A 24438-nucleotide genomic window follows, 5' to 3' on the forward strand; every position below is an offset into this window, starting at 1 on the left:
ATAAGCACTTTTATCTCCTAAAAAATAAAAATGCCCTCGTCTTTAAGACAACGGCAACTGGCTACCATCCATATAGGAAGGCCCTATAGCTTTGCGTCACTAACTTTCGTTAGTTTTGCTATTTACAAGTTTATTATATAGAAAAGATGGTATTTTGTCAATAATTATCTTCTTTTATGCAATTTTCTAGATTTATTAGTTAATATCGTGATAAAATATGCAGGAAATCTATCAAAACACGCTTAAATTTAAACAATCTTTTTATTGTTTTTAATCGTAAATAATGATATGATATATATTGCGGAATTTATTAAGGAGTGAGAAACTATGAAAAGCATATTAACGAAGAGAGTCATTGTTATTTTTTCTATTATTTTAGTGATAACAGTGGGCTCAGTTGTATTAGCATTTACACTAAATAACACAAATATCCCAAGGGTTGAAAACGGAGATGAAATCGTTTATTCAAAACTTGATGATAATGGTGATGTCTTATATACCATCACCAAACAAGAATTATTTGATGAAATGAAAAGAAACAATGGGATGAATCAAATCTTATCGATTTTAGATGAATCTTTATTAGCTTCTTATTTAGATCAAATTAGTCAAGATGATATCGATGAAAGGCTTGAATACTTGAAATATCAAACCAATGACCAAGAAGTGATTGATGGTTATTCTGATGATGTTAAAGAAGGTCTAGAAGAAAACTATAGACAATTAATTATTTTATCAGGCTATGAAGGCCATCCAGAAGATTTTGCTAAAATATTAATTGCTAGAGAAAACTTTGTAAGAGATTATCTTATTGACAATGATGAAATCACTGAAAGTGAAATTGCTGAATATTACTTAAATGATTATTTTGAAGATATTGATGCTATTCGCTTAAGATTCTTAAATAAAGATGATGCTATGAATATCTTATATCATTTTAATTTAGCTGAACTTGATGGATTATTAACCACTTATAATGGTTTTTCTTTCAAAGATGAGTCTTTAAAGGACTTAAACGGTGATATCATTGAAGCTCAAATCACTATCGATACTTACTACTTCCATTCTTCTGGTGATATTCTTGATTCTTATGGTAACTTAGCCTATGATTTTGATAATGAAATTTACACCAATCAAGATGATGATGAATTTACTTTAGATGATAATGGAAATCTACTAGATGATGAAGAAAATATAGTTATTGAACATGATTTCATCTTTACTAACGAAGAAGATGCTGTAAACCATAAAGAAGAAAACACAACTTATTTTAAAGTTATTCTAAATAATGAAATAATTGAAGTTTATACCTTAGATGATGTTTTAACTTATACTGTTGAAAATGATATTATCTATGATATTAACGATAATGATGTGACTGATTCTATTGATTTAAGATTCAATAAGGAATTCACAGCGATTGAAGATGTTAAAACATTTACATCTAACAATACTAGTCCATTAACAGAAGATGAAGTTTTATCATATTATATTCAAATGTACAATTACATTTATGGAAATTTCCGTACTGAACTAGATGAATTGGCTAGCATTGAAGACTTAATTGCTCTAGATAATGAATATTTACAATATAACTTCCAAGATATTAAAGAACTTAATTCTACATTAGCTACTTACATGTTCTCAGATATTAGCCAACTAAATGACAAAGTATACTCAGCAGAACCAAAAACAATTGGTGATTATTCATACATGGTATTTAAATTATCTGAAGGCACAAAATATGACATGAAAGATCACATCATTAATGTGATTAAACAATCTATTGAACTACCTAAAGAAACTATTACTGATTTAGAATTTCCAGCTGAAGGTCCTTATGATTCAACAATCACTTGGAGATCTTCAAAAACTTCTGTTATTGCTAATAATGGTGCAGTAACCATTCCTGAAGAAGATTCTTTAGTAACTTTAACTTATACCATTAAAGTTTTAGGCATTACACAAACTGGTACTGTTCGTGTAGGTGTTAAAGCTAGTGGAAGTGCAAACACTGAAATTCAAGATTTAGTTGAAAATGATTTACCAGAAATCACCTTAACTGAAATGATTGGTGATGATACATTATATAACGATATTAAAGACCTTGTCTTAGAAGAAAAAGTTAATACTTCTTCTGTTATAGATGACTATATGAACCAAGCAAGAAAAGCTGCTAACTTCCAAGTATTTGACTACTATTTATCATTAGACTACATTCAAAATTATGATTCAGCTTATGAATTTAAAGACGGTAAAGATAATACAATAGCTAGTATTGATGTTGATGGACAAACAATCAAATTGTCAGCTGAACAATTCTATCAAAGAGGTTTAAATAGAAACCCATCATTAATGATTTTCTATGCAGCTCAATTTAAAGAAGGTTTAAATTCAGAATATTTCCAAGCATTATTTGGTTCTCAAAAAGACATAGATAAAAATAATTCAGACTTAATGGAAGTCTTAGAATACCGTTCATCTATGATTAAACAAGAGTATTCATATTTTGTTCAAAACCCTGATATTTATAATTACTATAAAATGGTCTATGGTTATAATTTCAATTTAGATACTTATCAATCATATTTATACACAAGATACCATATTTACAATGACGAACAATTATTACAAAATTTAATCCTTGGTGAATTAAGATTATCTTATGTTAAAGATGTATTGGAAACTGAAAACATAACTGATAAAATATATTCAATCGTTGAAACAAATTATGAAAACTTCTTCTCATTAGATACAGAACACATTCTTGTATTCTTTGATTTTGATGAAGATACTAAAACAGATGATTACTTTGAATACTATGATAATTTATCCGCAAGTGAACAAAGTGAATTTGATGCCCTTACTAAATCATTAGAAACTGCTATTAAAGAATCTGAAGATTCATTAGAAGATATCGTTAAAGCTTACGAAAACGCAAGTAGAGACGACGAAACTTGGGGTGAGTTCAAACAAGTTGGTATCATATTAAAATATGAATCATTAAATCCTACATCAGGACAAGGCCAATCACAAACTGAAGAATCATTAACTTACAAACAAGTTAAAAATTCATTTGCAGAAGAGTTTACAGCCGCTTTAATAGATTTATATAATGAATATCAAAATCCATTAAATGCTGAAGAAGGTCATTTATTATCAAATGAATTTGTTGAAACAAGTTTTGGTTTACACTTAATTAGAGTTGAAAAAGGCGATGACTTTGATGGTATTTCTTTAAAAGCTACTGAAGGCGTTTCTGATCCTTTATTAAATGACTTAGATAAACCATCTTTATCACAAATTGAAACATATTATACTTACAAACTTTATGAAACTTTCTATGATTTAGATAATGTTGATGTTGAAGATATTTATGGTATAGCCTTACCAGTGATTCCAAATGATATGTTAGAAAACTTAAATTTCTATGCTGAAGAAACCTTAGAATCTATCTTTGGTACTTACATGGTAAATTATGCTTACATATTAGAAATCCAAGAAGGTCAAGTATCAAATGCAATTACACAAGCAGAATTTGATACAAACATGGGCTTACTACTTGATATTTATTACTACAACACGATTGAAACACTTGAAGAATAAATAAAAAATTAATATAAAAAAATAGAGGACGAAAATTTCGTCCTCTTATTCATTGGTTAAGTGATGTTTGTAATATCTTTCTCTATCTAAGACTGGCATAGATTTAGTTAATTCCCCTTTATTAACTAGATCTAGCTCTTCGCCTAATACACAAGCTTTTGAATCTATGTTATCTATGAAGTGAATCATTAAAGCTTCTGCTATATTTGGCTTTTTAGGAGAACCAAAATTACCATAATAATGATGTGATATTAAAATATGTTCTAGTAACATCACTTCTTCGCTTTCTTCATAACCTAAATCCTTAGCTACTTCATGAATTAAGTTAACACCCATAGATATATGGCCAATCAACTTACCTTTAATGGTATATTCACTGTTTTCATATGAAGTAAATTCAAATATCTTGCATATATCATGTAGAATAATGCCAGATACCATTAAATCTCTATTCAAAAAAGGATAAACTGCCATAAAACCTTCAGACAACCTTAACATTGAATGTGTATGGTAAGCTAACCCTGATATATAGGCGTGATGAAACTTACTGGCTGCTGGATAAAGATAAAAATCTTTTTGAAAGCGTTGATAAATTTTATCAGAAATATCCTTAATGACTTTGTTCTTAATTTGACCTATAGCCACTTCAATATCTTTTTTTATATCAACAATATTGATTGGAGCATATTCATAGAAAAACTTCATTAATTTTTCTCTGTTCTCATCTTCTATATCTGTATCTTCAATAGGAGTAAAATTAGAAGCTTCTAAGTGAATTTTATCTTTAAACTCAATTGCCTTTGTGTTAAAAAAATAAATTTTATTGAGTTCTACTTTTTTTGATTGTTTTACTCTAACAATCACAGTCTCATTATTTTCAGTTGTCACATTGACTGGATAAGATTCATAAGTTGAATCATCAATGAGATTAACTTTGCCAAAAAAATCGTATGTTTGTCCGACTTCTATCATAATTCTTTCCTTTCTAAAATCAGAATACCTATACCATCAATTAAATACTTTTGATTCATTTCTTGTAGCTTAAATGAAGATAAATATACAGGATAAGTATGATCAACCACCATAGTTCCTGCTTTTAATTGTATATAAACATCATATTTATCATAAGTTATTTTTAATGCAGAGTCAAACCATTCGATATTTTTAGGTATTCTAGAAGTCATTAGCTTCCTTAAAGCTATGATTTTTCTAAAGATTTGAATATCTTCATAGTATTCATCTACTGATTTCCATTCTATATGGTTGACTCCATCGCCAGAATTATAAGAATTTTCAACCATAGACTTACTTCTATAAAACTCTTGTCCCAAATGTATAAAAGGTGTTCCTGGTGCTAAGATGGTCAATAATGAGCCTATTAACTGATATTTTCTAACCAGTTCAGCATCATTATAAATAGTCATAGCTTTATCAAAAAAAGTATGATTATCATGACATTCTATATAATTAATTGATTGATTTACATCTAATAAACTTTTGGCTTTCAAAAAGGCATCGACTACCTTTTTATATGACATATTGCCTAAGGCAAAACCCTTATCTAATACATTAAAGGTGGAACCCTTTAATGTATCTCTAAATTGATCATTAAAGAAGCCTATGTCCTTACTTACTTTTTTATTAAACATATGTGCCAATTGATTATTTTGATCAATACGCCATCCTTCACCATAGATTAAGCAATCAGGTCTTAATTCTTTTAATACTTGACTCGCTTCATTCATGGTATTTACATCAATCAATCCCATTAAATCAAACCTAAATCCATCCATTTGATAAAAACTTAACCAATGTTTTAATGAATCAATAATGAGTTTTCTTATCATTGGTTTTGATGCATCTAAATCATTTCCACAGCCAGAATAATTGGTCATCATATCCTTATCATCTAATCTAAAAGAATAGCCAGGCACAAGAATTTCATAGGGAAAATCAGCATATTCATCTACATGATTATAGACCACATCCATAATGACCCCTATATTTTCTTTATGATAAGTGTCTATAACTTGTTTTAATTCATTGATTCTAGAATATGGATGATTAGGCTGACTTGCATAAGAGCCTTCTGGAACAAAATATTGGTTAGGGTTATAACCCCAGTTATAAGATTCGTTGGCTTTTAATTCATCAATACCTGTAAAATCATAAACTGGCATCAGTTGAATATGACTAATACCTAAGCCTTTAAGATAGTCAAAAGCGATAGGATGATTTTCTTTAGACATTAGACCTTCTTCAATCATCCCCAAATATTGTTTGGGATACTTAAATTTTATATTATGATCAGCTGTAAAATCCCTAACACTAAGTTCGTAAATAAGGTTGTCTTTATTATTTCGATAAGAATGCGACATAGCGTATGTTTGATCTAAATCAACGACATAGGCAAGTTCACCATTGGCTTTTGAAGCAAGAGCATAAGGATCTTTCACTTTTTTCCAAGAACCATTAACATACACGTGGTAAATATAGGCATAACCTTCATAATTTCCATCTAGTTTTAAAGACCAAACTCCAAATTCTTCATAAGAAAGTTCATGTGTATAATTTTGACCTTGTGGTGATTCCATATATATATGAACTTTTTTTGCGATAGGTGCCCACAACTTAAAAATTGAATAATCAAAATGATAAGTAATACCCAAATCATTTTTTTGATAATGGTTTTCACTAAGAAATGATTTAGTTCTAACCACTTTACCACTCATAATCTCGGTTTCTAATGATTCGTCTAAAGTCAGTCTCCAATTTTCTCTTAAATTGATGGTTTTGTCTACTCTTAATGTAAGCTTATAATATCCATCATATAAATTCTCAGTATGTTTTTCAAAGTCAATCATTTCTTTTTCATGATATATTGAGAGTTGATTTTCATCATGATAGTATTTTTGATCAACAATAACTGTAATAATATCTGAATCATCCAAATATGCGCTTAATTTTTTATAGTTCATTGATTTCCTCCGCTAATTTCTTGGCGCGATTAAGTAATACTTCTTTTTTATTTTCAATTTTTGCTAATAAAACCTCTTCAATTAGCTTTTCTATAATCCGTCCTGTATTTGACTTATCATTCACAAGATTAGAAATGGCTTGACCTGTAATATCTAAATCCTGGTAATTTGAAATCAGTAAGTGTTTATATAAATTAATAATTTTATCTTTTTGACTTTGATAATCATAAAAATGGCTTAACAGTTTATCCGCAGATAAGATATGATTTTCTTGATAATGATAGGCTACCATAGGATTTATCCTATGTTTATATAAGAGTTCCATAAGATAGACGATGGATTCTATATTTGATTTTTCTTTTTTAGATAATCGCCATTGTCGGTCATTTAACACCCCGGTAGGATAAATTGCTAAGGCAAAAAATTCTTCTAAAGAATAATTTTCTGTTTTATTATTAAGTTTTACAATGGCTTGACCTAGATCATCAAAGACTTTAAACAGTTGTATATCATTCATTAAGAGATATGACTTTCCAACATATTCTTGACTTAATATCAACTTAAATTCTTTGCTAATGCGTTCTCTTGCAAGTTTCTTTAGTAAATAGACATCATCCCTCATAGCTTTCATGGTATCTTCTTCAATATTAAAATTAAGTTTACCAGCGAATCGAATAGCCCTTAATATTCTTAAAGCATCTTCTTTAAATCGTTGATAAGGATCTTGAATAGCCTTAATACGTTTTTCTTTAATGTCTTCTTGTCCACCAAACAAATCTATCAAAACTCCATCTATATCCATTGCCATTGCATTAATGGTAAAGTCTCTGCGTATTAAGTCTTCTCTTAAATCTTTTGAAAAGAAAACTTGTGAAGGTTGACGATGGTTTTTATATTCTTGGTCAACACGGTAAGTGGTGACTTCAAAACTAAAACCATCAAGCAAGACTGTGATGGTTCCAAATTTCTTACCAGTGGGTATGGTTTTTTCAAACAAGGCTTCTATTTGTTCAGGTAAAGCATTCGTTGTAATATCGATATCATCAGATTCTATACCTAAAATTTGGTCTCTAACATAGCCACCAACAAAAAAAGCCTCATAAGCATGCTCATTGAGTTTTTTCAATATTTTTTTGCCAGATTTAACCAAATCTTTCATAAAAATCACCCAATCCATTATATCATAAATTAGGCAAAACCAACAATCATCAAACATAAAAATAGTTTATAAACAAAAGAACATATGTTATAATACTTTGGGTGATGATATGCAATCTATTTTGGGTCAAACGCTCTATGAATTTACTGAAAAAAAGTCTCGATTTATAGGTCTTATTTTTCATGTAAGATCAGTTCAAGAAGTTGAAGACATCTTAATTAAAGTAAAAAAAGATTATCCTGGAGCCAATCACTATGTTTATGCCTACATCATTGACCAAACAATTCAAAAAGCTTCCGATGATGGCGAACCTCAAAGAACTGCTGGTTATCCTGTTTTAGAAGTTTTAAATAAGAATGACTTAAACGATTGTTTGGCCATAGTTATTCGCTATTTTGGTGGTATTAAACTTGGGGCTGGTGGATTAATTAGAGCTTATTCTCATAGTATTGCTGAAGCTATAAAAAAAGCCACTTTTATTAAAAAAGTGACTCAATATTCTTGTTCTTTAACGATTCCTTATGAATCTTTAAATGATATAGAACGTTATCTAAGAGATCATGCTCATATTGATCATATTGATTATAGTGATAAAGTTAATATTCACTTTAAAGTCTATAATCATAATGTTGACCAAGTTAGAAAACACTTATCTAATTTAACTGACTATGAAGATAAGGTTAAGGTCATCGAAGAAAAAATAGTATACGCTAAAGTAAACGATTAAGATTTTCGAATAATGAAATGATAGCATCCACGAATAAGTGTCCAAGAATCATGGATATGACCATAAATAAAAATCTGATGTTATCCGCTGAATTCTTCTTAAAGATTTTACTTAGTTCTATGGATTGTAAGGCTATGTATATAAAATAAGTCGCCACAAAAAATAATAAAATTCTTGCGATTAAAAAAGGACTATCTTCAATTAAGGCTAACATATAATCACTCCAATACATCATCTAAATAGATATCATCTATAGTTTCTGATGTGATGATTCTAATAACAACTTTATTAGGCAAACAAACAATTGGTTTTAAACTTGAATCCGTAGGTGGTTCTAATTGACATAGATCTCTAGGACTTTCTTGATATAAGACAGAAATTTTACCATCTTTCACTTGTAATTTAATGCCAACCACTTGATTTTCTCTTGCAAAATCATCGGTTCGATAAAGTTCGGTCATATCAGTTGTGACCTCGCCTGGCACATAAAATATTCCATCTTTTGCACGTGACGTAACAACATCATCTTTATAAACAGTGTTATAGACTTGATATTGTTCTGGATTGTTTAAATTTATTTTTATAATGGGTTCTCCGGCATAAGTCACTTGAGCAAAAGTCTCTCCTGTCGAGTTTACTTTATCTATAATGCCTAGAACACCTGTGCTTAAAATTGCGATGACTAAAATCACAACAATGAGCACAATATCTCGCTTTTTAATACTATCACCTACTTACCAACATATTATATAATATTTTATTCAATAATTAAAGAAATAATAAGGAGCTCAAATGAAAAAAATACTGACAATGATGATGATTTTAACATTATCAATAATCTTAATGGCTTGTGATTTAAACGGAAATATCACAAGTGATACACAGCAAACCACTGACCTTAACTCAACTGAAGAAATATTTATTCCGAGTTATTGTGATACCACAAGAGTCAATGGGGTTTATAAATGTACCAAAGAATTCTTTGCTTTTGATACGGTTATTTCTACCACATTCTATATCAATGGTCAAGAAGACTATCAAATCGAAAATCTATACGATATGGTTGAATCAATCATTTTAGAATATGATAAATTATTTGATCCCTATGAAGCCTTCCCTGACATGAATAATATTTATACCATCAACAACAGCCAAGGACCAATTGTTATCGATCAAAAATTATATGATGCTATTGAATATGCTTTAGACAATCAAGATATTGACCCTAATAGTGAAGAACTATTATTCAACATTGCTTATGAACCCGTCTTAGAATTATGGCATGATGCCCGATATAGTGAAGATTGTCAAACAGGTTTATTTTATGATTTGTGTCCATTGCCTAGTCAAGAAGACTTAGAAGCAGACTACAATACAAATCCAGATGATATTCTTTTAAATAGAGATGACCAAAGCATCGAATTTTTAAAAGATAATATGGGCTTAGATTTGGGTGGTTTTGCTAAAGGTTATGTTTCGATGATTATCCAAGATGCTTTAGCAAACTATGATGCTAATTATATTCTAAATCTTGGTGCCTCAAATGTATTGGTTGCTGGTAAGAACATTTCTAATCCAAGTGCTGATACTTACGCTATTGGAGTTACAAGACCAGATTTTGAATCCTTATCAACATCTTATTATGGTGCAGCTATCATTGAAGACTCTTTTTCAGTAGTAAGTTCTGGATCTTATCAAAGATACTTTAAAAACATTAATGATTTGGATGATGAAACCATCTACCATCACATCATCGACCCAAGAACTAACCAACCCGGGGGTCAAGCTTTAGCTTTAACCATTATTACGACCAATACAGGACAATCTGATATTTTATCAACTGCAATTTTCTTAATGGACTTTGACTATGCTTTAGATTATGTCAATAGTGTTGAAGGGCTTGAAGCAATTTGGTACTTCAGTGAAGATGATATTAGAGTATCAGAAAATTTCATGGATTATTTTGTTTACTTATAAAAAAAATAATACCTTTGATCATTTCAAAGGTATTTTTTATTTAGAAAAATATGTAAACTGATCTGTTAAACTACCAATTATTTTGTTTGCAAGAAATGCAGTCAATAAACCAGTAGGTACCGATAACATAACTAAATATGGTAGTATAACCGCCAATGCGGGATCAGCCAAAGTCATTGCAGCTAAAACCTGACCAACCATATGCATGGTCGATCCTAGGACTGATATACCATAGATAGAAAAACTAAATTTCTTAATGATAATCATGGATACAATCGCAAATATACCACCCGTTAAAGAAATCCAAAATGAATTAGAAAACAATCCACTGTAAGTCAATGCCACTATTAATAATCGAGCTAAAACCACAATAAATGCATCTTTTTCCGAAAAAGTTAATAAAATAATCAATGTAATGACATTGGCTAAGCCAAGTTTAACACCTGGAATAAAAATTACAGATATCATCGATTCAACGATACTCAACACTACAGCCAATGCAATCATAATTGCTAAAAAAACTAATTTTCTTGTTTTCACTAAAATCCCCTATTTCTTTATAAGTAAATACCTGTATAGCATGGTGATCGGCCAAAATAATAAACCCAAACACACAATAACAAACCAAGGTATTTTAGCAAAAATTTCGAAAAAAGTAAAGTTAATAAATATAGCTAAGCCTACAATAATTATATAACCCCAAATAGAGTACAAAAGTTGGTTTTTTCTCTTATTGATTAAAGAAGCTCGTTTTTGCTTATCAGGAAAGGCTTTTAAAACATCTTCAGTATCTCCAAATTCTTGAATAGACTTTTCAATTGCTTCGTCTCTAGGTGTCCCTTGTTCGACTAAATCTTCAACTTTTTCTTCTAAAGAGATTGTCAATAACTCTATTAATTCTTTTTTATCTTCTTCGTTAAAGTAGTCTTTTAATAATTTAGATATAAATGATTTTATTTTATTCATCTTTTTGGACCCCTAACATGTGATGCATGATATTTTTAAGTATTTTCCATTCTTCAATCATTTCTTTTAAATAGGCTCTACCTAAAGGTGTTATTTTATAATAACGACGTTTTCTCCCGTGACTTTTCTCGCCAAAATAAGAAACAATCAATTCTTTTGTTTCTAGTCTTTGGAGCACAGAGTAAAGTGTAGCTTCCTTGATGTTAAATAAACTATTTGATTTTTCTTTAATGACAGAGACCAATTCATAACCATACATATCTTTATCAGTTAAAAGATTTAAGATGATGGTATCAATATGTCCGCGAATAACATCAGAACTTATCATAAATTTCTACTTTCTAGTTTTAATATAACCTATAGTAATCGCTCCTGGGCCAGAATGTGCACCCACAGCTGGAGTTAATAAATAATCTTTAATTTCTTTATATTCTGGTCTAACTTCTAAAACTTGTTCTCTTACATATTGAGCAGTTTCTGGATTATTAGCATGAATGATAAATGGCTCAACATCAGTGTTTTCAGTTTCTTCTAAGAATTTTTCAATCACACGATTTACTGCTTTTTTAAATGTTCTAATTTTTTCAATACTAACAACTTTCCCTTCATTATTGATTTCTAATAAAGGTTTTATTTTTAATATATTTGCCATAAAAGCTTGAGCATTGGTTAATCTACCATTTTTTACTAAATATCTTAAGTCATTGACCGCAAAATATATGTGATTGTTATCACGAATATATTCTAAGTCTTTGATGATTTCATCAATAGATTTTCCTTCTTGGTAAGCTTTATAGGCTTCAAAGATCATTTTACATTCAATATATCCTACAGACTTAGAGTTAAAAACATGAACATCTACGCCTTCAACCATTTTAGCTGCCATCATTGCATTATCATAAATTCCACTCATGCCTGATGAAATAGTCACAAATAAAATAGTATCGCAACCTTCATCTCTTAAAGTTTCATAAAACTCTAACATTTTTCCTGTAGATGCCATTGAAGTTCTTGGAAATAAACTTGAATCTTCCTCTAATTTATCATAAAATTTATCCGCTGTTAATTCTTCATAATCAACATATTCTTTATCGCCTAAAAGAATAGTAGATCGTACGACCCTTACATCAATATTGTGATCGATATAATCGATCGCTGAATTTGTGCACACCATCAATCCTAATTTTTTCATAAATCCCCCTTATTCCCTTCTATTATAAATGAAGACTCTTATTTGTCAATTATTCTTTATATCGAGCCTTCTTTTTTAAGGTTTCTTCTAGTTTATTCTTAGCTACTTCTCTTGTTACTTTCATTTGATACATATTAATATCGGCTTTAGACAATACTTGTGACATTTTTTCACCAGCTTCTTTAGCGTGGTAACCATAGGAAAATCCTATTTGCTTAAGAGGATCTTCATCTTTGGTTTCTTCTTGGATCATATTAAGAATATTTAATATATCTTTTTCGCTTTTATTGGTCGCAATAATTAAAAATTCATCTCCACCCATTCGGATAGGCAAAATATTTTGATCTTCCTCTGATAATTTATTTAATACAGAAGCAAATCTTTTTAATAAATCATCCCCCGCATGATGGCCAAAATAGTCATTGAATAATTTTAAACCATCTAAGTCAAATAAGATACAAGTATAATTTTCAATATTTTCGTGTTTAGAACGTATAGATTCTAAATAATTACGATTATAGAGTTGAGTCATTAAATCATGGTTCATTAAATATTCCATATCATGGATATACTTTTGTATTTGTGTTTCGTCATAAAACAATATCATATGGGCTTGGTATTTGAAAAAAGGCAAATTAATGTTTTTTGTTTGCATATGGATATACATTTTATCACTATCATATTCTAAACCTTTAGAATCAGAATAGACAATGGCTTTTTCATGAATTATCATCATGAAATCATCCATAGGTATCCCTTCATTTAGTTTTATATTAAACTTATTTAACAATGATTTAGAAGCGGCCACGACTTCATCATGGTGATTGACAATCAAATACATTTCTCTTAAATTTTGTAAAACAAATTGATTGTTATTCATTTTTAAAATCAAACGGACATCACGAATATAGAAAATAAAATAAATTACCGAAGAAAATACAACATAAATGATCAAGGTTGGATCAATGGTAAATTGTTCAATAAAAACATGAATAAAGTTTAATATGATACCTATGATCATTACAATAATGATTAACACAAAAGGAAAGGTGTCTTTGTATTTTTTTAAAGAACTGTACATCTTAAAGATAATTAAAATTAAAGATATCAAAAGTAATAAATAACAAATCACTGTGTGTATCAAAAAGAAGGTTCCAGTAGAAGCAGTTAAAATCATTTGAGCAGTAATGTCTTCTGAAAAAGTAATATCCAAAAATAATTGATGCCAATGATTTGTACTGGCAATACCAATCTCTATAAATAAAAACAACCATAAAGCTCCTATAAGAAATTTAGGAATTTTCATATCTAAATATCTCATAAAAGCAACAACAGTCACTCCAGTCGCAAAAAATATAACTGGATACTTAACCAGTAACATAGGATATAAAATATAGGAATCCTCAATGACATGGGTTAAACCAGTTATTGCTGCCCAGATAAATAAGGAAATGCTTAAGTATTTGAAATAAGTATATTTTTTACTTACTGAAAACAAATCAATTCTTACAATAGGAAGAAAAGAAAGTATTCCAATAATGATGTATACAATCCAAAAATATACATTCATACTATCGCCGACTTTCTATCAAATATATACTTATTTTACCATATTATTGATATTTTTTTATCATAAAGAAAAAAAAGCCAACTAAGTTGGCTTAATCAATTTCAATAACTTCAATTTGATTGCTTAATAAATGTTTTGTTGTTACGCCTTGACCTTTAATTTTAGTATTGGTAAAACTACCATCATAAATAGTCTTATAACCACAAGATGGAGACCCATCTTTTAAAATTACTTTTTTAACTTGGTTATTATTAAGTTTTTCTAAACTTAAGTCCTTACCTAAGTTGAAAAAATAAGTAACATCTTCAAAGTCTTGATTGATAATACGACCATCACTTTGAATTTCGCTAGGAATTCTCGGTGTAGATAATCCACCCATAACTTCTGGACAGATAAGAACTAATTCTTTTCCTTTTAAAGTTTTTATCAAATCAATATTTAAATTATGTTTTCCGTTATACTTACAACCTACACCTAATAAACAAGCACTAAGACCAATTTTATCCATTATTCAAATGAATCAATGTCAATCTTTACTCTTTTACCAATTTTAGATGCAGCCGCGTAAGAGATTGTACGAATTGCATTAGCAATTCTTCCACCCTTACCAATAACTCTACCTAAGTCTTCTTTATTAACAAGGACTTGAATTGTAATCAATTCTTCATCTTCAGAGAATTTTTTTACTAAAAGATCTTCAGGATGGATGACTAATGGCATAACTAAATCAAAAACTAGTTTTTCAAAATCTATCGCCATTGTAATACCTACTACTTATGATTCTTTTCTGATAAGAATTCGCTCATAACACCAGCTTTAGTAAATAAGCTTTTTACAGTGTCAGTTGGTTGAGCACCTAAGTGTAACCATTTTTTTGCTAATTCATTGTCAATTTCAACTAAGGCAGGTTGAGTTGTTGGATCATATGTCCCAACGATTTCTAAATATCTACCATCACGTTTTTTTCTTGAATCTGCAGCTACAACTCTGTAGAACGGTCTCTTTTTAGTACCGAATCTTTGTAATCTTAATTTTACCATTTTATTACCTCCTATAATTTAATCCTTAACAATATTAACATAAAAAAAAAGACCTGTCAAGGTTTTTTACTTGACAGGTATATTATCCTATAAAACTTAAATCTTCCATATCAATACGAGAGCTTTCTACATATTTAATCATTTTCATTTTCTTCAATTCTTTTTCAATTTGATTATAATCACTCTCATCGACATAGCCTGTTAAATACTTGCCAAGCTTATTGATATAGGTAATATTTATTTTATACTCAGATAATCTTTTAATAACTTTATGGCTCTTAAAATAAACCACAATTCCTTTTCTTTTTACCATGCATACCACCCTTTTGTTCTATAAATAATATATCATAAGTCCTTTAGATTTTCAATCAAACAAGCGTATAATGCTTTATTTTTCACTTTAAGAATGCTATAATTTATATGGTGATAATTATGTTATTAATGAAAGATATTATTCAAGATGGCCATCCTACTTTAAGATTAAGAGCTAAAGAGGTAGACTTGCCATTGAGTGAAGAAAATTTAAATACTTTAAGAGAAATGATGAATTATATAGAGAACTCTCAAAATGATGACTTGGTTGAGGAATATGATTTAAGACCATCAGTAGGTCTCGCTGCACCTCAAATTAATTTATCATTAAAAATGTTTTGTATGAAAACTTTGGATGAAAACTTTGAAACTATGCATCAATATGCCGTAGTTAACCCAAAAATTGTTTCATATTCAGAAGCCCAAACTTATTTACCTGGTGGTGAAGGTTGTTTATCGGTTGATGAAGATACAACTGGTATTGTTTTAAGATCAAAGTGGATTAGAGTCAAAGCTCATTTTGTTGATTTAAAAACCGGTTTTATCGAATTCAAGGAAATGAAAATTAAGGGTTATCCTGCCATCGTATTCCAACATGAATATGATCATTTATTAGGGGTTATGTTTACTGATAAAATAGAAGAAAGCAAACCTGATGTAAATGCCATTGAATTTAAAATTTATGAAGATGAATTAGATGAAGAATAATAAATTGGTCAAGTTCCTAGGAACTTGACCATATTTTTTATAATTTTTTTAACTCTTCCCCGAAGTTTTTACCAAATTCTTTAACTTCTATTAGTTGATCTTCAGAAGGTTTAAACTTAATCCTAATACCTTCTAAAGTTTTTGTTTTCAATTGTTTCAATCTTTCAGTCAAGTTTTGAACAGCTTCTCCACTCCAACCATAAGACCCAAAAGCAGCCGCTAATTTACCCTTAGTTACTTCAACATTCAAGGAAGAAAGTATATCCCAAATAGGTTTGACAGCATCTCTAACAAGGGTTGCAGAACCTACTAAGAATCCATCAGCTATATTGATAACTTCAACAATTTCTTCTGTTTTACTTTCTACAACATCAAACATCCTAATATCAATATCATTATTAAAGCTTTCTTCAATACCTTCTTTAATGGCTTCTGCCATCATTTTCGTGTATTTATAAGCACTAGCATATGGGATTGCCACAATCTTAGGTTGATTCTTTGGTCTTTCTTTTGACCATGTTTCATACCATTCAATCACCTTATTAATATAAGGTTTTGATATAACAGCTCCATGAGATACAGCAATCATATCCGGCTTAAGTTCTTTGATTTTTTCAACCCCTCTTCTCACATCTCTTGGAAACGGACTCATAATAGAGTCATAATAATGCTTGATGCTACGATCATAATCAGCTTTATTAGGAATCTTATCTTCCATAACACCATCAAAAGCATAGTGAGCTCCAAAGAAATCACAGGTAAATAAGACTTTATCTTCTTCTAAATATGTGAACATAGTGTCTGGCCAATGTAAATTAGGTTGCAAAGTAAATCTTAAGGTTTTATCGCCCAATGATAAGCTTTGCCCTTCTTTTACAACATTGAAATCAGCTTCACCGTTGATGATAGCTTTTAGATTCATACGTCCTGGACCTGAAGAAAATATTTTAATTTGAGGATTGATTTCTAATATATCTGAAACAGTTCCTGAATGATCAGGTTCTGCATGATTAATAATCAAGTAATCTATATCCTTTATATCCATAATATCTTGGATTCTTTCAATAAATTGATCTTTAAATGGTGCTTTAGCAGTGTCTATTAAAGCAGTTTTTTCACTACCTTTGATCAAATAAGAATTATATGTAGAACCGAATTCGGTATCCATCATAATATCGAAGACTCTTAAATCCTTATCAACTGCACCGACAAAAAAAATATCTTTTTTTATTTCTAATGAATGAAAATTCATATTTATCACCTCGTTAGATATTATACTAAACATTAGATTTTATGACAAATAAAGTGATTAAAGTTTATTGTTCTTGACACATTTTAAAATAATTGATAATGTTATATTATAAATAAAGTCATTGGAGGGGAATTTATGTTTAGAATTATTTCAGATTCATGTGTTGATTTACCAGATGTTTTAGCCAAAGAACTTGACATTCAAATTTTACCTTTAAAAGTTACCATTAAGGGTAAAGAGTACAGTAATTTTTTAGATCACAGAGAAATTAATCCCAAACAATTTTATGATTTATTAAGGAACAAAGAAACCGCCACGACTGCGCAAGCTAATCCTCAAGAGTGTATTGAAATCATGGAAGAAGTTTTAAAAAATGGGGAAGATGTTTTATTTATTGTTTTCTCAAGCCAATTGTCTGGCACATACAATTCTTGTTTGATTGCTCAAAAAGAATTGGCTGAGAAATATCCGGATAGAAAAATAATTATCTTAGATTCACTTTCTGCATCAATGGGACAAGGTCTCTTGGTTGTTAAGGCTGCACAACTAAAACAAAGTGGAAAATCAATCAATGAAGTGGCTGATTTTGTAGAAAATACTAAAAAAGATATCTGTCATTTATTTACCGTTAGTGATTTAGGTCACTTAAAAAGAGGCGGTAGATTATCAAATGCATCTTTTATTTTAGGCAAATTAATCAATATTAAACCTCTATTACATGTAAGCATTGATGGAAAATTAAAAGTCTATGGAAAAGCAAGAGGAAGATTTAAATCACTTAATGACTTAATAAGTAGATTAGAAGCTACATATGATAAAGATAGAAATGATCAAATCTATATATCTCATGGTGATTCTTTACAAGATGCCTTATATGTAAGAGATCAAATCATTAAAAAAATAGGACTTACTAAAGAAGATTTTCTAATCAATGAAATTGGACCAGTTATTGGTGCTCACTCAGGTGTTGATACAATTGCCATCTTCTACGTAGGAAATGAAAGAACTGAATAACATACTTTTGGCGGGAGTATTCTACTTCCGCTTTTTTTATAATAAAATATTCTTTGAGGTGATATCAATGGAAAAAATGAAAGATCAATGGATTCAAAACTGGAATGAAGAACTTAATCAGGATTTAAAGCATAAAACATTAAGAAGAGCTCTCGTTGAAAACGATTTATCTAAGATTGCTATTAAACAAGAAAGAGCGTCTTTAAATACCTTTAGATTTTCTAAAGAGATAGAAACCCTTCCTGTAACCAACCAAGAAAAAACTGGTCGATGCTGGATTATGGCTGGTTTAAATTTCATAAGGGAACGAATCGCAAAGAAATATAACCTTCAAGAGTTTGAGTTTTCACAAAACTATATTGCTTTCTATGATAAATTAGAAAAAGTTAATTATTTCATTGAAAGTATTGATGATTTCCTAAATTGTGAAAAAGATGACAGAACCCTCCAACATATATTGTCTGTAGGTATTCAAGATGGAGGACAATGGGATATGTTTGTATCATTAGTAGAAAAATATGGCTTAGTTCCTAAAGACGCTATGATAGAAACTAAAGTAAGTTCCCAAACTTATCCGTTGAACAAAATTATAAATACGAAATTAAGGCAATATACTGCCAAGGCAAGAGAAATCGGAAATGTTAGCCAATTGGCCTCATTAAAGAACAAACCTTAAAAGAACTCTATAAATTATTGGTCGCTTCTTTTGGTTTACCACCACAGTCTTTCTCATTTGAATATGTGGACAAAGATAAAAATTATCATATCATTAATAACATTAAACCCTTAGATTTCTATCATAAGTATGGTGGTGGTGATTTACTCGACTATGTTTCTATCATTAACTCTCCAACCGATGATAAACCTTTTCATCAAACTTATGGCATTGACTATTTAGGTAATGTTATCGGAGGTCATCCTATAAGACACCTTAACTTACCTATGAATGAACTAAAGGATTTTAATCATCAAACAAATGGATGATGAAGTCGTCTGGTTTGGATGTGATGTAGGATTCTTTGGTGATAGAGATTTAGGTATTTGGGATGATGGACGTTTTGATTATGATGAAATTTTAAACATTGACTTATCTATATCAAAAGCCAATATGTTAGATTACAATCATTCAAGGATGAATCATGCCATGGTATTAACAGGTGTATCTATCCATAATGGTCAAGCAAGAAAATGGAAAATCGAAAATTCTTGGGGCGATAAATCAGAAAAAAAGGATATTATATGGCTAGTGATTCATGGTTTAATCAATTTGTTTATCAGGCAGTCATCAATAAAAAATATTTCTCAGAAGAACAATTAAAAGCCCTTAAAACGAAAAGTATTCAATTAAGACCTTGGACCCAATGGGCGCCCTAGCTCAATAGTAATTTCAGCTTATCCTAGGATAAGCTGATTTTTTATATCAAACACGAGATTTATTTGATATAATAATTGTGGGTGATGTTATGTATAAGATACTTAAAAAAGAAATATTAAATCCTGATGTTGAACTCATGAAAATAGAAGCTCCTTTGCTTTCTAAAAATACAAAAGCTGGTCATTTCATGATTTTGAGAACCAATAAAGATAGTGAGAGAATTCCTCTAACCATCGTAAAAAATGATGAAAGATCGATCACCATCATTTATCAAAAGCTTGGTTTTTCTACACTTGAATTGAGTCAAAAAAACCAAGGAGAATATATTGAAGATGTTGTGGGTCCACTTGGTAAAGCCAAAACAATCAACTACCACCAACGGATTCTTGCGGTAGCTGGAGGTGTAGGAGCCGCCCCTCTTTATCCACAAATTAAAGCTTACAAAGACTTAGGATGCCAAATAGACCTTATCATAGGGGCAAAAGATAAAGAACATTTAATCTTACTAAGTGAATACCAAGAAATTTGTAATCATGTTTATATTTGCACTGATGATGGTTCTTTAGGCAGAAAAGGTTTCGTAACAAGTGTCATGAAAGATTTGCTTGAAAAAGAGCATTATGATTTATCCATCATTATCGGACCCTTAATCATGATGAAAAACTCAGCCCTTCTTACCCAAGAAAAAAATATAGAAACCGAAGTCTCTTTAAACCCCATTATGATTGATGGGACGGGTATGTGCGGAAACTGCCGAGTCAGTATCCATGGAAAAAATTATTTTGCTTGTGTTGACGGTCCAGACTTTAATGCCGATGGCATAGATTTTGACGAACTTATACATAGACAAAACTATTATAAGAATGAAGAACACCAATGTCGCATGAAGTTAGGTAACAACCATGAATAATCGCCAAATAATGTCTTTATTAGATAAAGATACAAGAAATAAAAACTTTGAAGAAGTCGCTTTAGGTTTTAATCTTTCACAAGTTCACATTGAAGCAAGTCGGTGTTTAGACTGTAAAGACCCTAGATGTGTTAAAGCCTGTCCCGTAAATATTAATATTCCTAAATTCATCAAAGAAATCCTTGATAAAGACTATGAAAAAGCATATCAAACCATCTATGAAGATAATATTTTACCTAGTGTTTGTGGTAGAGTATGCCCCCAAGAAAACCAATGTGAAGGTTCTTGTATTTTAGGAATAAAATATCAACCAGTTGCTATAGGGGCTTTAGAAAGATTCTTAGGTGATTATTCATTAAAAAATGATTGCTGTATAGATGAACATATTGTTGATAACCATGACAAAGTTTGTGTTGTTGGCAGCGGACCTGCTGGATTAAGTTTTGCCGCCAGCATTCGTAGACTAGGCTATACAACTCATGTTTATGAAGCATTACATGATTTTGGTGGTGTTTTAAGATATGGTATTCCTGAATTTAGATTACCAAAATCAGTTGTTGATAAAGAGATTCACCGTTTAGAATCACTAAATATAGAATTTTTTAAAAATGTTATTGTTGGAAAAACATTAACCATTAAACAACTTCAAGAAGAATATAAATACAAGGCTATTTTTATTGCTAGTGGCGCTGGACTACCTAATTCACTAAATATTAAAGGCGAAAACTTGAATGGCGTCTATTACGCCAATGAATTCTTAACCAGAGTAAACTTAATGAAAGCCTATGATTTCCCTAATCATCCTACCCCTGTTAAAGTTGGCGATAATGTATGTGTTGTTGGTGGCGGTAATGTAGCCATGGATGCTGCTAGAGTCGCTAAGAGATTAGGATCTAAAAATGTTTTTATCCTCTACCGAAGAAACATGGATGCTCTCCCAGCTCGTAAAGAAGAAATTCATCACGCAATTGAAGAAGGCATTGAATTTAAATTACTCTTGAATCCTGTAGAAATCTATGGTGAAAATTATCAAGTTAATTCAATTAAAGCCCAAGTCATGAGACTTGGAGAAAAAGACCAATCAGGAAGACAGAAACCTATGCCTACTGATGATTTCATAACTATCGATATTGATTCATGTATCATAGCCATAGGTCAAAGTCCCAATCCAATCATTAAAAATCATACTGAAAATTTAATTACAGATCAAAAAGGTAGAATCACTGTAAAAGATTGTGAAACATCTATTCCAGGCGTTTTCGCAGGTGGAGATATCGTCACTGGTGCCGCTACAGTTATCGAAGCTATGGGGGCAGGAAAATGTGCTGCTCAACAAGTTGATGATTACATCAAGAACACTTTTCATTAAGTGTTCTTTTATTTTTATTGACAAATTTAACTTTATCAATTATAATTATGACAAGGTTGTCATGTGAGGTGAGTTATGCCAAAAAATACATTTTTTAATTTAGAATATTCTAAAAGAAAAAAAATTCTCGAATCAGCTATTAATGAATTTTCTGATAAGGCCTATGAACAAGTTCATTTATCAGTTATTATTAAAAATGCTGATATACCAAGAGGAAGTTTTTATCAATATTTTACTGATAAAAAAGATTTATACTTATATATCATAGACATCATCAAAGAAAAGAAAATGGAATATCTTTCAGATGCTTTTAACCGTTCAGATATTCCTTTTTTAGATTTAGTATTATCTCTATATAAACTAGGCATAATATTTGCTATAGACCATCCAAAATACGTTAAAATATTTGATAAACTGCTACACAATCAAAATGAAATTTATGAAAACATAATGAAAGAAAATCTTAAATATGCAGTAGACTATTATTCAAAACTTATAAACCAAGATAAAGATAAGGGCTTAATAAGAAAAGATATAGACACTTATACTTTAGCTAAAATTATTTCTGATCTTACAACCAACGTTACTATAAACGATTTAGATTTAAGTCATCCTAAAGAGAGTTATGAAAAAATGAATAAGAATATTCATCATATACTTAATATATTAAGAAAGGGCGTAGAAACGCATGAATAAAATTTTCCAAGTTAAAGATTTAAGTTTCAAATATAAAAACAATGAAAATAATGTATTGAAAAATATTTCATTTGATATATATGAAGGTGAAATATTTGGTTTCTTAGGGCCTAGTGGGGCTGGAAAATCAACCACACAAAAAATCATTATAAAAATCCTCGAAGATTATCAAGGACAAATTCATTACAAGGGTAAAAATTTATCAGACTACCATCAAGAATTCTTCGAAGATATTGGGGTTAGTTTTGAAATGCCTATTCATTTTTCAAAAATGACAGCTTTAGAAAATATTAAATTCTTTCAAAATTTATACAAACAAAAGGCTGATATAGAAACTTTAATGAAAAGAGTTGGCCTATGGGAAGATAAGGATAAAATGGTGGCTGAATATTCAAAAGGTATGAAAATAAGATTGAATATTGTAAGGGCCTTACTCAATTCTCCAAACATGTTATTTTTAGATGAACCAACCAACGGTTTAGATCCTAGCAACTCAAAAATACTAAAAGATTTGATTAAAGAATTTAGAAATTCCGGTGGCACAGTCTTTATTACTTCTCACATCATGTCAGATATTGATCAACTATGTGATAGGGTCGCTTTTATCGTCAATGGAGAAATCAAAGAAATTGATTCTCCAAGAAATTTAAAAATTAGATATGGTGAAAGAAATATCAAAGTAGAATATAAAGAAAATAATCAAATTATTGAAAAGAAATTCGCTATGGAAAAGATTGGTGATAATGAAGAATTCTTAAAAACTATTAAAGAAAAGGATATAGAAACCATCCATAGTGGTGAAACAACCCTAGAAGACATCTTTATTAAAGTGACTGGAGTGACTTTAAATGAAGAACAATAGGCTCATATATTTAATAAAAGGTGAACTAATAAGGTTACACAAATATAAAGTCACAAGTATAAGTATATTGATAGCTCTTATTTGGTCTATTGTATTATATTTCGTTGAAGCTGATATTTTTAATTCATTATTACCAGTCTTAATCCTAGTGGATGGGACCATGATGTCTTTACTTTATATTGGATCTGTAATGTTTTTTGAAAAAAAAGAATCGACGATGTCAACAATGCTTGTGACACCTTCTAAAAATTCTGAAATTATTTTATCTAAAATATTATCAAATACGATCCATAATTTTCTATCTACTTTTCTTATTATTATTGTTTTTTATTTTCTTAAAGACGTTCAAATCAATTTTCTATTAATTGCTTTAGCTGTCTTAATTGTTACAATTTACCATACCAGCTTAGGATTACTATTATCTTATTACCAAAAAGACTTCACAACATTGCTAATGACAGTCATGTTCATATCCTTTGTTTTATTGATTCCATCAATGTTGTTAATGCTTGGTGTGATTAAAGGAGAAATATGGGAATATGTGTTTTTAATTAATCCAATTCAAGCAGCCAATGTGATTATTAGTCAAAGTTTCTTACCCATAAATTTGGATTGGAAGTACTTCTTTTCTTTATTTTATTTAATCATTAGTGGAGCTTTGATATATAAATACTTGGTCTTAGATAAGTTTAAAGCCTATGCAGTCTCTATAAGTGGGGTGTAAA

27 protein-coding genes, 1 pseudogene and 1 riboswitch are annotated in these 24438 nt (G+C 29.9%); of the genes and pseudogenes, 13 read left to right on the forward strand and 15 right to left on the reverse strand.

All coding sequences use genetic code 11. The annotated features are described in order from the left end of the window. Positions 1 to 49: 49 nt before the first annotated feature. A riboswitch (cyclic di-GMP riboswitch) is annotated at positions 50 to 130 on the reverse strand. Positions 131 to 327: 197 nt separating this feature from the next. Next, positions 328 to 3606, forward strand: a complete 3279-nt coding sequence (locus HF295_RS04165; RefSeq protein ID WP_312030925.1) for an immunoglobulin-like domain-containing protein — start codon at positions 328 to 330, stop codon at positions 3604 to 3606. 45 nt (positions 3607 to 3651) lie between these two features. Here the strand turns inward: HF295_RS04165 and HF295_RS04170 are convergent, their stop codons facing one another. From HF295_RS04170 to HF295_RS04180, 3 genes are read right to left on the reverse strand one after another with little or no spacing between them, the layout of a single operon-like run. After that, complete coding sequence (locus HF295_RS04170) at positions 3652 to 4578, reverse strand: HD domain-containing protein (RefSeq protein WP_312030926.1); 927 nt, start codon at positions 4576 to 4578, stop codon at positions 3652 to 3654. Continuing rightward, positions 4575 to 6584 carry a type I pullulanase gene (pulA, locus tag HF295_RS04175; RefSeq protein WP_312030927.1) on the reverse strand — a complete coding sequence of 670 codons (2010 nt, stop codon included), beginning with the start codon at positions 6582 to 6584 and terminating at the stop codon, positions 4575 to 4577. Before pulA ends, HF295_RS04170 begins: the two co-directional genes overlap by 4 nt. Continuing rightward, positions 6574 to 7743, reverse strand: coding sequence for a CCA tRNA nucleotidyltransferase (locus HF295_RS04180; RefSeq protein ID WP_312030928.1), 1170 nt, complete (start codon positions 7741 to 7743; stop codon positions 6574 to 6576). Before HF295_RS04180 ends, pulA begins: the two co-directional genes overlap by 11 nt. Before the next feature lie 109 nt (positions 7744 to 7852). Here HF295_RS04180 and HF295_RS04185 point away from each other — a divergent pair, with 109 nt between their 5' ends. Then, positions 7853 to 8470 carry a YigZ family protein gene (locus HF295_RS04185; protein ID WP_312030929.1) on the forward strand — a complete coding sequence of 206 codons (618 nt, stop codon included), beginning with the start codon at positions 7853 to 7855 and terminating at the stop codon, positions 8468 to 8470. Here HF295_RS04185 and HF295_RS04190 read toward each other — a convergent pair. After that, positions 8454 to 8684, reverse strand: a complete 231-nt coding sequence (locus HF295_RS04190) for a DUF1146 family protein (protein ID WP_312030930.1) — start codon at positions 8682 to 8684, stop codon at positions 8454 to 8456. The two genes, HF295_RS04185 and HF295_RS04190, sit on opposite strands and share 17 nt — an antisense overlap. A 4-nt stretch (positions 8685 to 8688) precedes the next feature. Beyond that, positions 8689 to 9162, reverse strand: a complete 474-nt coding sequence (locus HF295_RS04195) for a NusG domain II-containing protein (protein ID WP_312030931.1) — start codon at positions 9160 to 9162, stop codon at positions 8689 to 8691. 100 nt (positions 9163 to 9262) lie between these two features. On the opposite strand from HF295_RS04195, the gene HF295_RS04200 reads away from it, so the two are divergent. Further along, positions 9263 to 10447, forward strand: a complete 1185-nt coding sequence (locus tag HF295_RS04200) for an FAD:protein FMN transferase (RefSeq protein ID WP_312030932.1) — start codon at positions 9263 to 9265, stop codon at positions 10445 to 10447. A 36-nt stretch (positions 10448 to 10483) separates the two neighbouring features. On the opposite strand, the gene HF295_RS04205 is transcribed toward HF295_RS04200, so the two are convergent. From HF295_RS04205 to HF295_RS04245, 9 genes are all read right to left on the reverse strand, one after another. Then, complete coding sequence (locus tag HF295_RS04205) at positions 10484 to 10987, reverse strand: Gx transporter family protein (RefSeq protein ID WP_312030933.1); 504 nt, start codon at positions 10985 to 10987, stop codon at positions 10484 to 10486. A gap of 9 nt (positions 10988 to 10996) precedes the next feature. After that, positions 10997 to 11413 carry a permease prefix domain 1-containing protein gene (locus HF295_RS04210; RefSeq protein ID WP_312030934.1) on the reverse strand — a complete coding sequence of 139 codons (417 nt, stop codon included), beginning with the start codon at positions 11411 to 11413 and terminating at the stop codon, positions 10997 to 10999. Beyond that, positions 11406 to 11741 (reverse strand): PadR family transcriptional regulator, encoded by a 336-nt coding sequence (locus tag HF295_RS04215; protein ID WP_312030935.1) that lies wholly within the window; start codon positions 11739 to 11741, stop codon positions 11406 to 11408. The genes HF295_RS04210 and HF295_RS04215 overlap by 8 nt, the downstream gene beginning before the upstream one ends. 6 nt (positions 11742 to 11747) lie before the next feature. Next, complete coding sequence (locus HF295_RS04220) at positions 11748 to 12605, reverse strand: DegV family protein (protein WP_312030936.1); 858 nt, start codon at positions 12603 to 12605, stop codon at positions 11748 to 11750. A 49-nt stretch (positions 12606 to 12654) separates the two neighbouring features. Continuing rightward, a complete protein-coding gene (locus HF295_RS04225; RefSeq protein WP_312030937.1) occupies positions 12655 to 14175 on the reverse strand; it encodes a GGDEF domain-containing protein in 1521 nt (506 codons plus the stop codon). A 91-nt stretch (positions 14176 to 14266) separates the two neighbouring features. Beyond that, positions 14267 to 14683 (reverse strand): 2-thiouracil desulfurase family protein, encoded by a 417-nt coding sequence (locus HF295_RS04230; protein ID WP_312030938.1) that lies wholly within the window; start codon positions 14681 to 14683, stop codon positions 14267 to 14269. Further along, positions 14683 to 14934 carry a KH domain-containing protein gene (locus HF295_RS04235; RefSeq protein ID WP_312030939.1) on the reverse strand — a complete coding sequence of 84 codons (252 nt, stop codon included), beginning with the start codon at positions 14932 to 14934 and terminating at the stop codon, positions 14683 to 14685. Before HF295_RS04235 ends, HF295_RS04230 begins: the two co-directional genes overlap by 1 nt. An 11-nt stretch (positions 14935 to 14945) precedes the next feature. After that, entirely contained in the window at positions 14946 to 15215 is a 270-nt protein-coding gene (rpsP, locus tag HF295_RS04240) for a 30S ribosomal protein S16 (protein ID WP_312030940.1), read from the reverse strand. A gap of 82 nt (positions 15216 to 15297) precedes the next feature. Continuing rightward, positions 15298 to 15528: a DUF2129 domain-containing protein gene (locus HF295_RS04245; protein WP_312030941.1), complete on the reverse strand. Its 231-nt coding sequence runs from the start codon at positions 15526 to 15528 to the stop codon at positions 15298 to 15300. Positions 15529 to 15647: 119 nt separating this feature from the next. Between HF295_RS04245 and def the strand changes: the two genes are divergently transcribed. Next, on the forward strand, positions 15648 to 16235 hold the full coding sequence (gene def, locus HF295_RS04250; RefSeq protein WP_312030942.1) for a peptide deformylase: 588 nt from the start codon (positions 15648 to 15650) through the stop codon (positions 16233 to 16235). Between the two features lie 37 nt (positions 16236 to 16272). Here def and HF295_RS04255 read toward each other — a convergent pair whose 3' ends face one another. Beyond that, positions 16273 to 17487 (reverse strand): FprA family A-type flavoprotein, encoded by a 1215-nt coding sequence (locus HF295_RS04255; protein ID WP_312030943.1) that lies wholly within the window; start codon positions 17485 to 17487, stop codon positions 16273 to 16275. Positions 17488 to 17622: 135 nt separating this feature from the next. Between HF295_RS04255 and HF295_RS04260 the strand changes: the two genes are divergently transcribed. The 9 genes and pseudogenes from HF295_RS04260 to HF295_RS04300 all read left to right on the forward strand — a co-directional run bounded on the left by HF295_RS04260 (position 17623) and on the right by HF295_RS04300 (position 24437). Next, on the forward strand, positions 17623 to 18501 hold the full coding sequence (locus HF295_RS04260; protein WP_312030944.1) for a DegV family protein: 879 nt from the start codon (positions 17623 to 17625) through the stop codon (positions 18499 to 18501). A gap of 67 nt (positions 18502 to 18568) precedes the next feature. Next, entirely contained in the window at positions 18569 to 19177 is a 609-nt protein-coding gene (locus tag HF295_RS04265; RefSeq protein ID WP_312030945.1) for a C1 family peptidase, read from the forward strand. Between the two features lie 17 nt (positions 19178 to 19194). Continuing rightward, on the forward strand, positions 19195 to 19485 hold the full coding sequence (locus HF295_RS04270) for a C1 family peptidase (protein WP_312030946.1): 291 nt from the start codon (positions 19195 to 19197) through the stop codon (positions 19483 to 19485). Further along, positions 19478 to 19875, forward strand: a pseudogene (locus HF295_RS04275) (C1 family peptidase). The gene HF295_RS04270 and the pseudogene HF295_RS04275 overlap by 8 nt, the downstream one beginning before the upstream one ends. 89 nt (positions 19876 to 19964) lie before the next feature. Then, on the forward strand, positions 19965 to 20786 hold the full coding sequence (locus tag HF295_RS04280; RefSeq protein WP_312030948.1) for a sulfide/dihydroorotate dehydrogenase-like FAD/NAD-binding protein: 822 nt from the start codon (positions 19965 to 19967) through the stop codon (positions 20784 to 20786). 10 nt (positions 20787 to 20796) lie between these two features. Continuing rightward, on the forward strand, positions 20797 to 22155 hold the full coding sequence (gltA, locus tag HF295_RS04285) for an NADPH-dependent glutamate synthase (protein ID WP_312030949.1): 1359 nt from the start codon (positions 20797 to 20799) through the stop codon (positions 22153 to 22155). A gap of 75 nt (positions 22156 to 22230) precedes the next feature. Continuing rightward, positions 22231 to 22851 carry a TetR/AcrR family transcriptional regulator gene (locus HF295_RS04290; RefSeq protein ID WP_312030950.1) on the forward strand — a complete coding sequence of 207 codons (621 nt, stop codon included), beginning with the start codon at positions 22231 to 22233 and terminating at the stop codon, positions 22849 to 22851. Next, positions 22844 to 23713: an ABC transporter ATP-binding protein gene (locus HF295_RS04295; protein ID WP_312030951.1), complete on the forward strand. Its 870-nt coding sequence runs from the start codon at positions 22844 to 22846 to the stop codon at positions 23711 to 23713. Before HF295_RS04290 ends, HF295_RS04295 begins: the two co-directional genes overlap by 8 nt. After that, positions 23700 to 24437, forward strand: coding sequence for an ABC transporter permease (locus HF295_RS04300; protein ID WP_312030952.1), 738 nt, complete (start codon positions 23700 to 23702; stop codon positions 24435 to 24437). Before HF295_RS04295 ends, HF295_RS04300 begins: the two co-directional genes overlap by 14 nt. Position 24438: the final 1 nt, after the last annotated feature.

The organism is Hujiaoplasma nucleasis (genome assembly GCF_013745115.1).
GTDB classification, from domain to species: Bacteria; Bacillota_I; Bacilli_A; order Izemoplasmatales; family Hujiaoplasmataceae; genus Hujiaoplasma; species Hujiaoplasma nucleasis.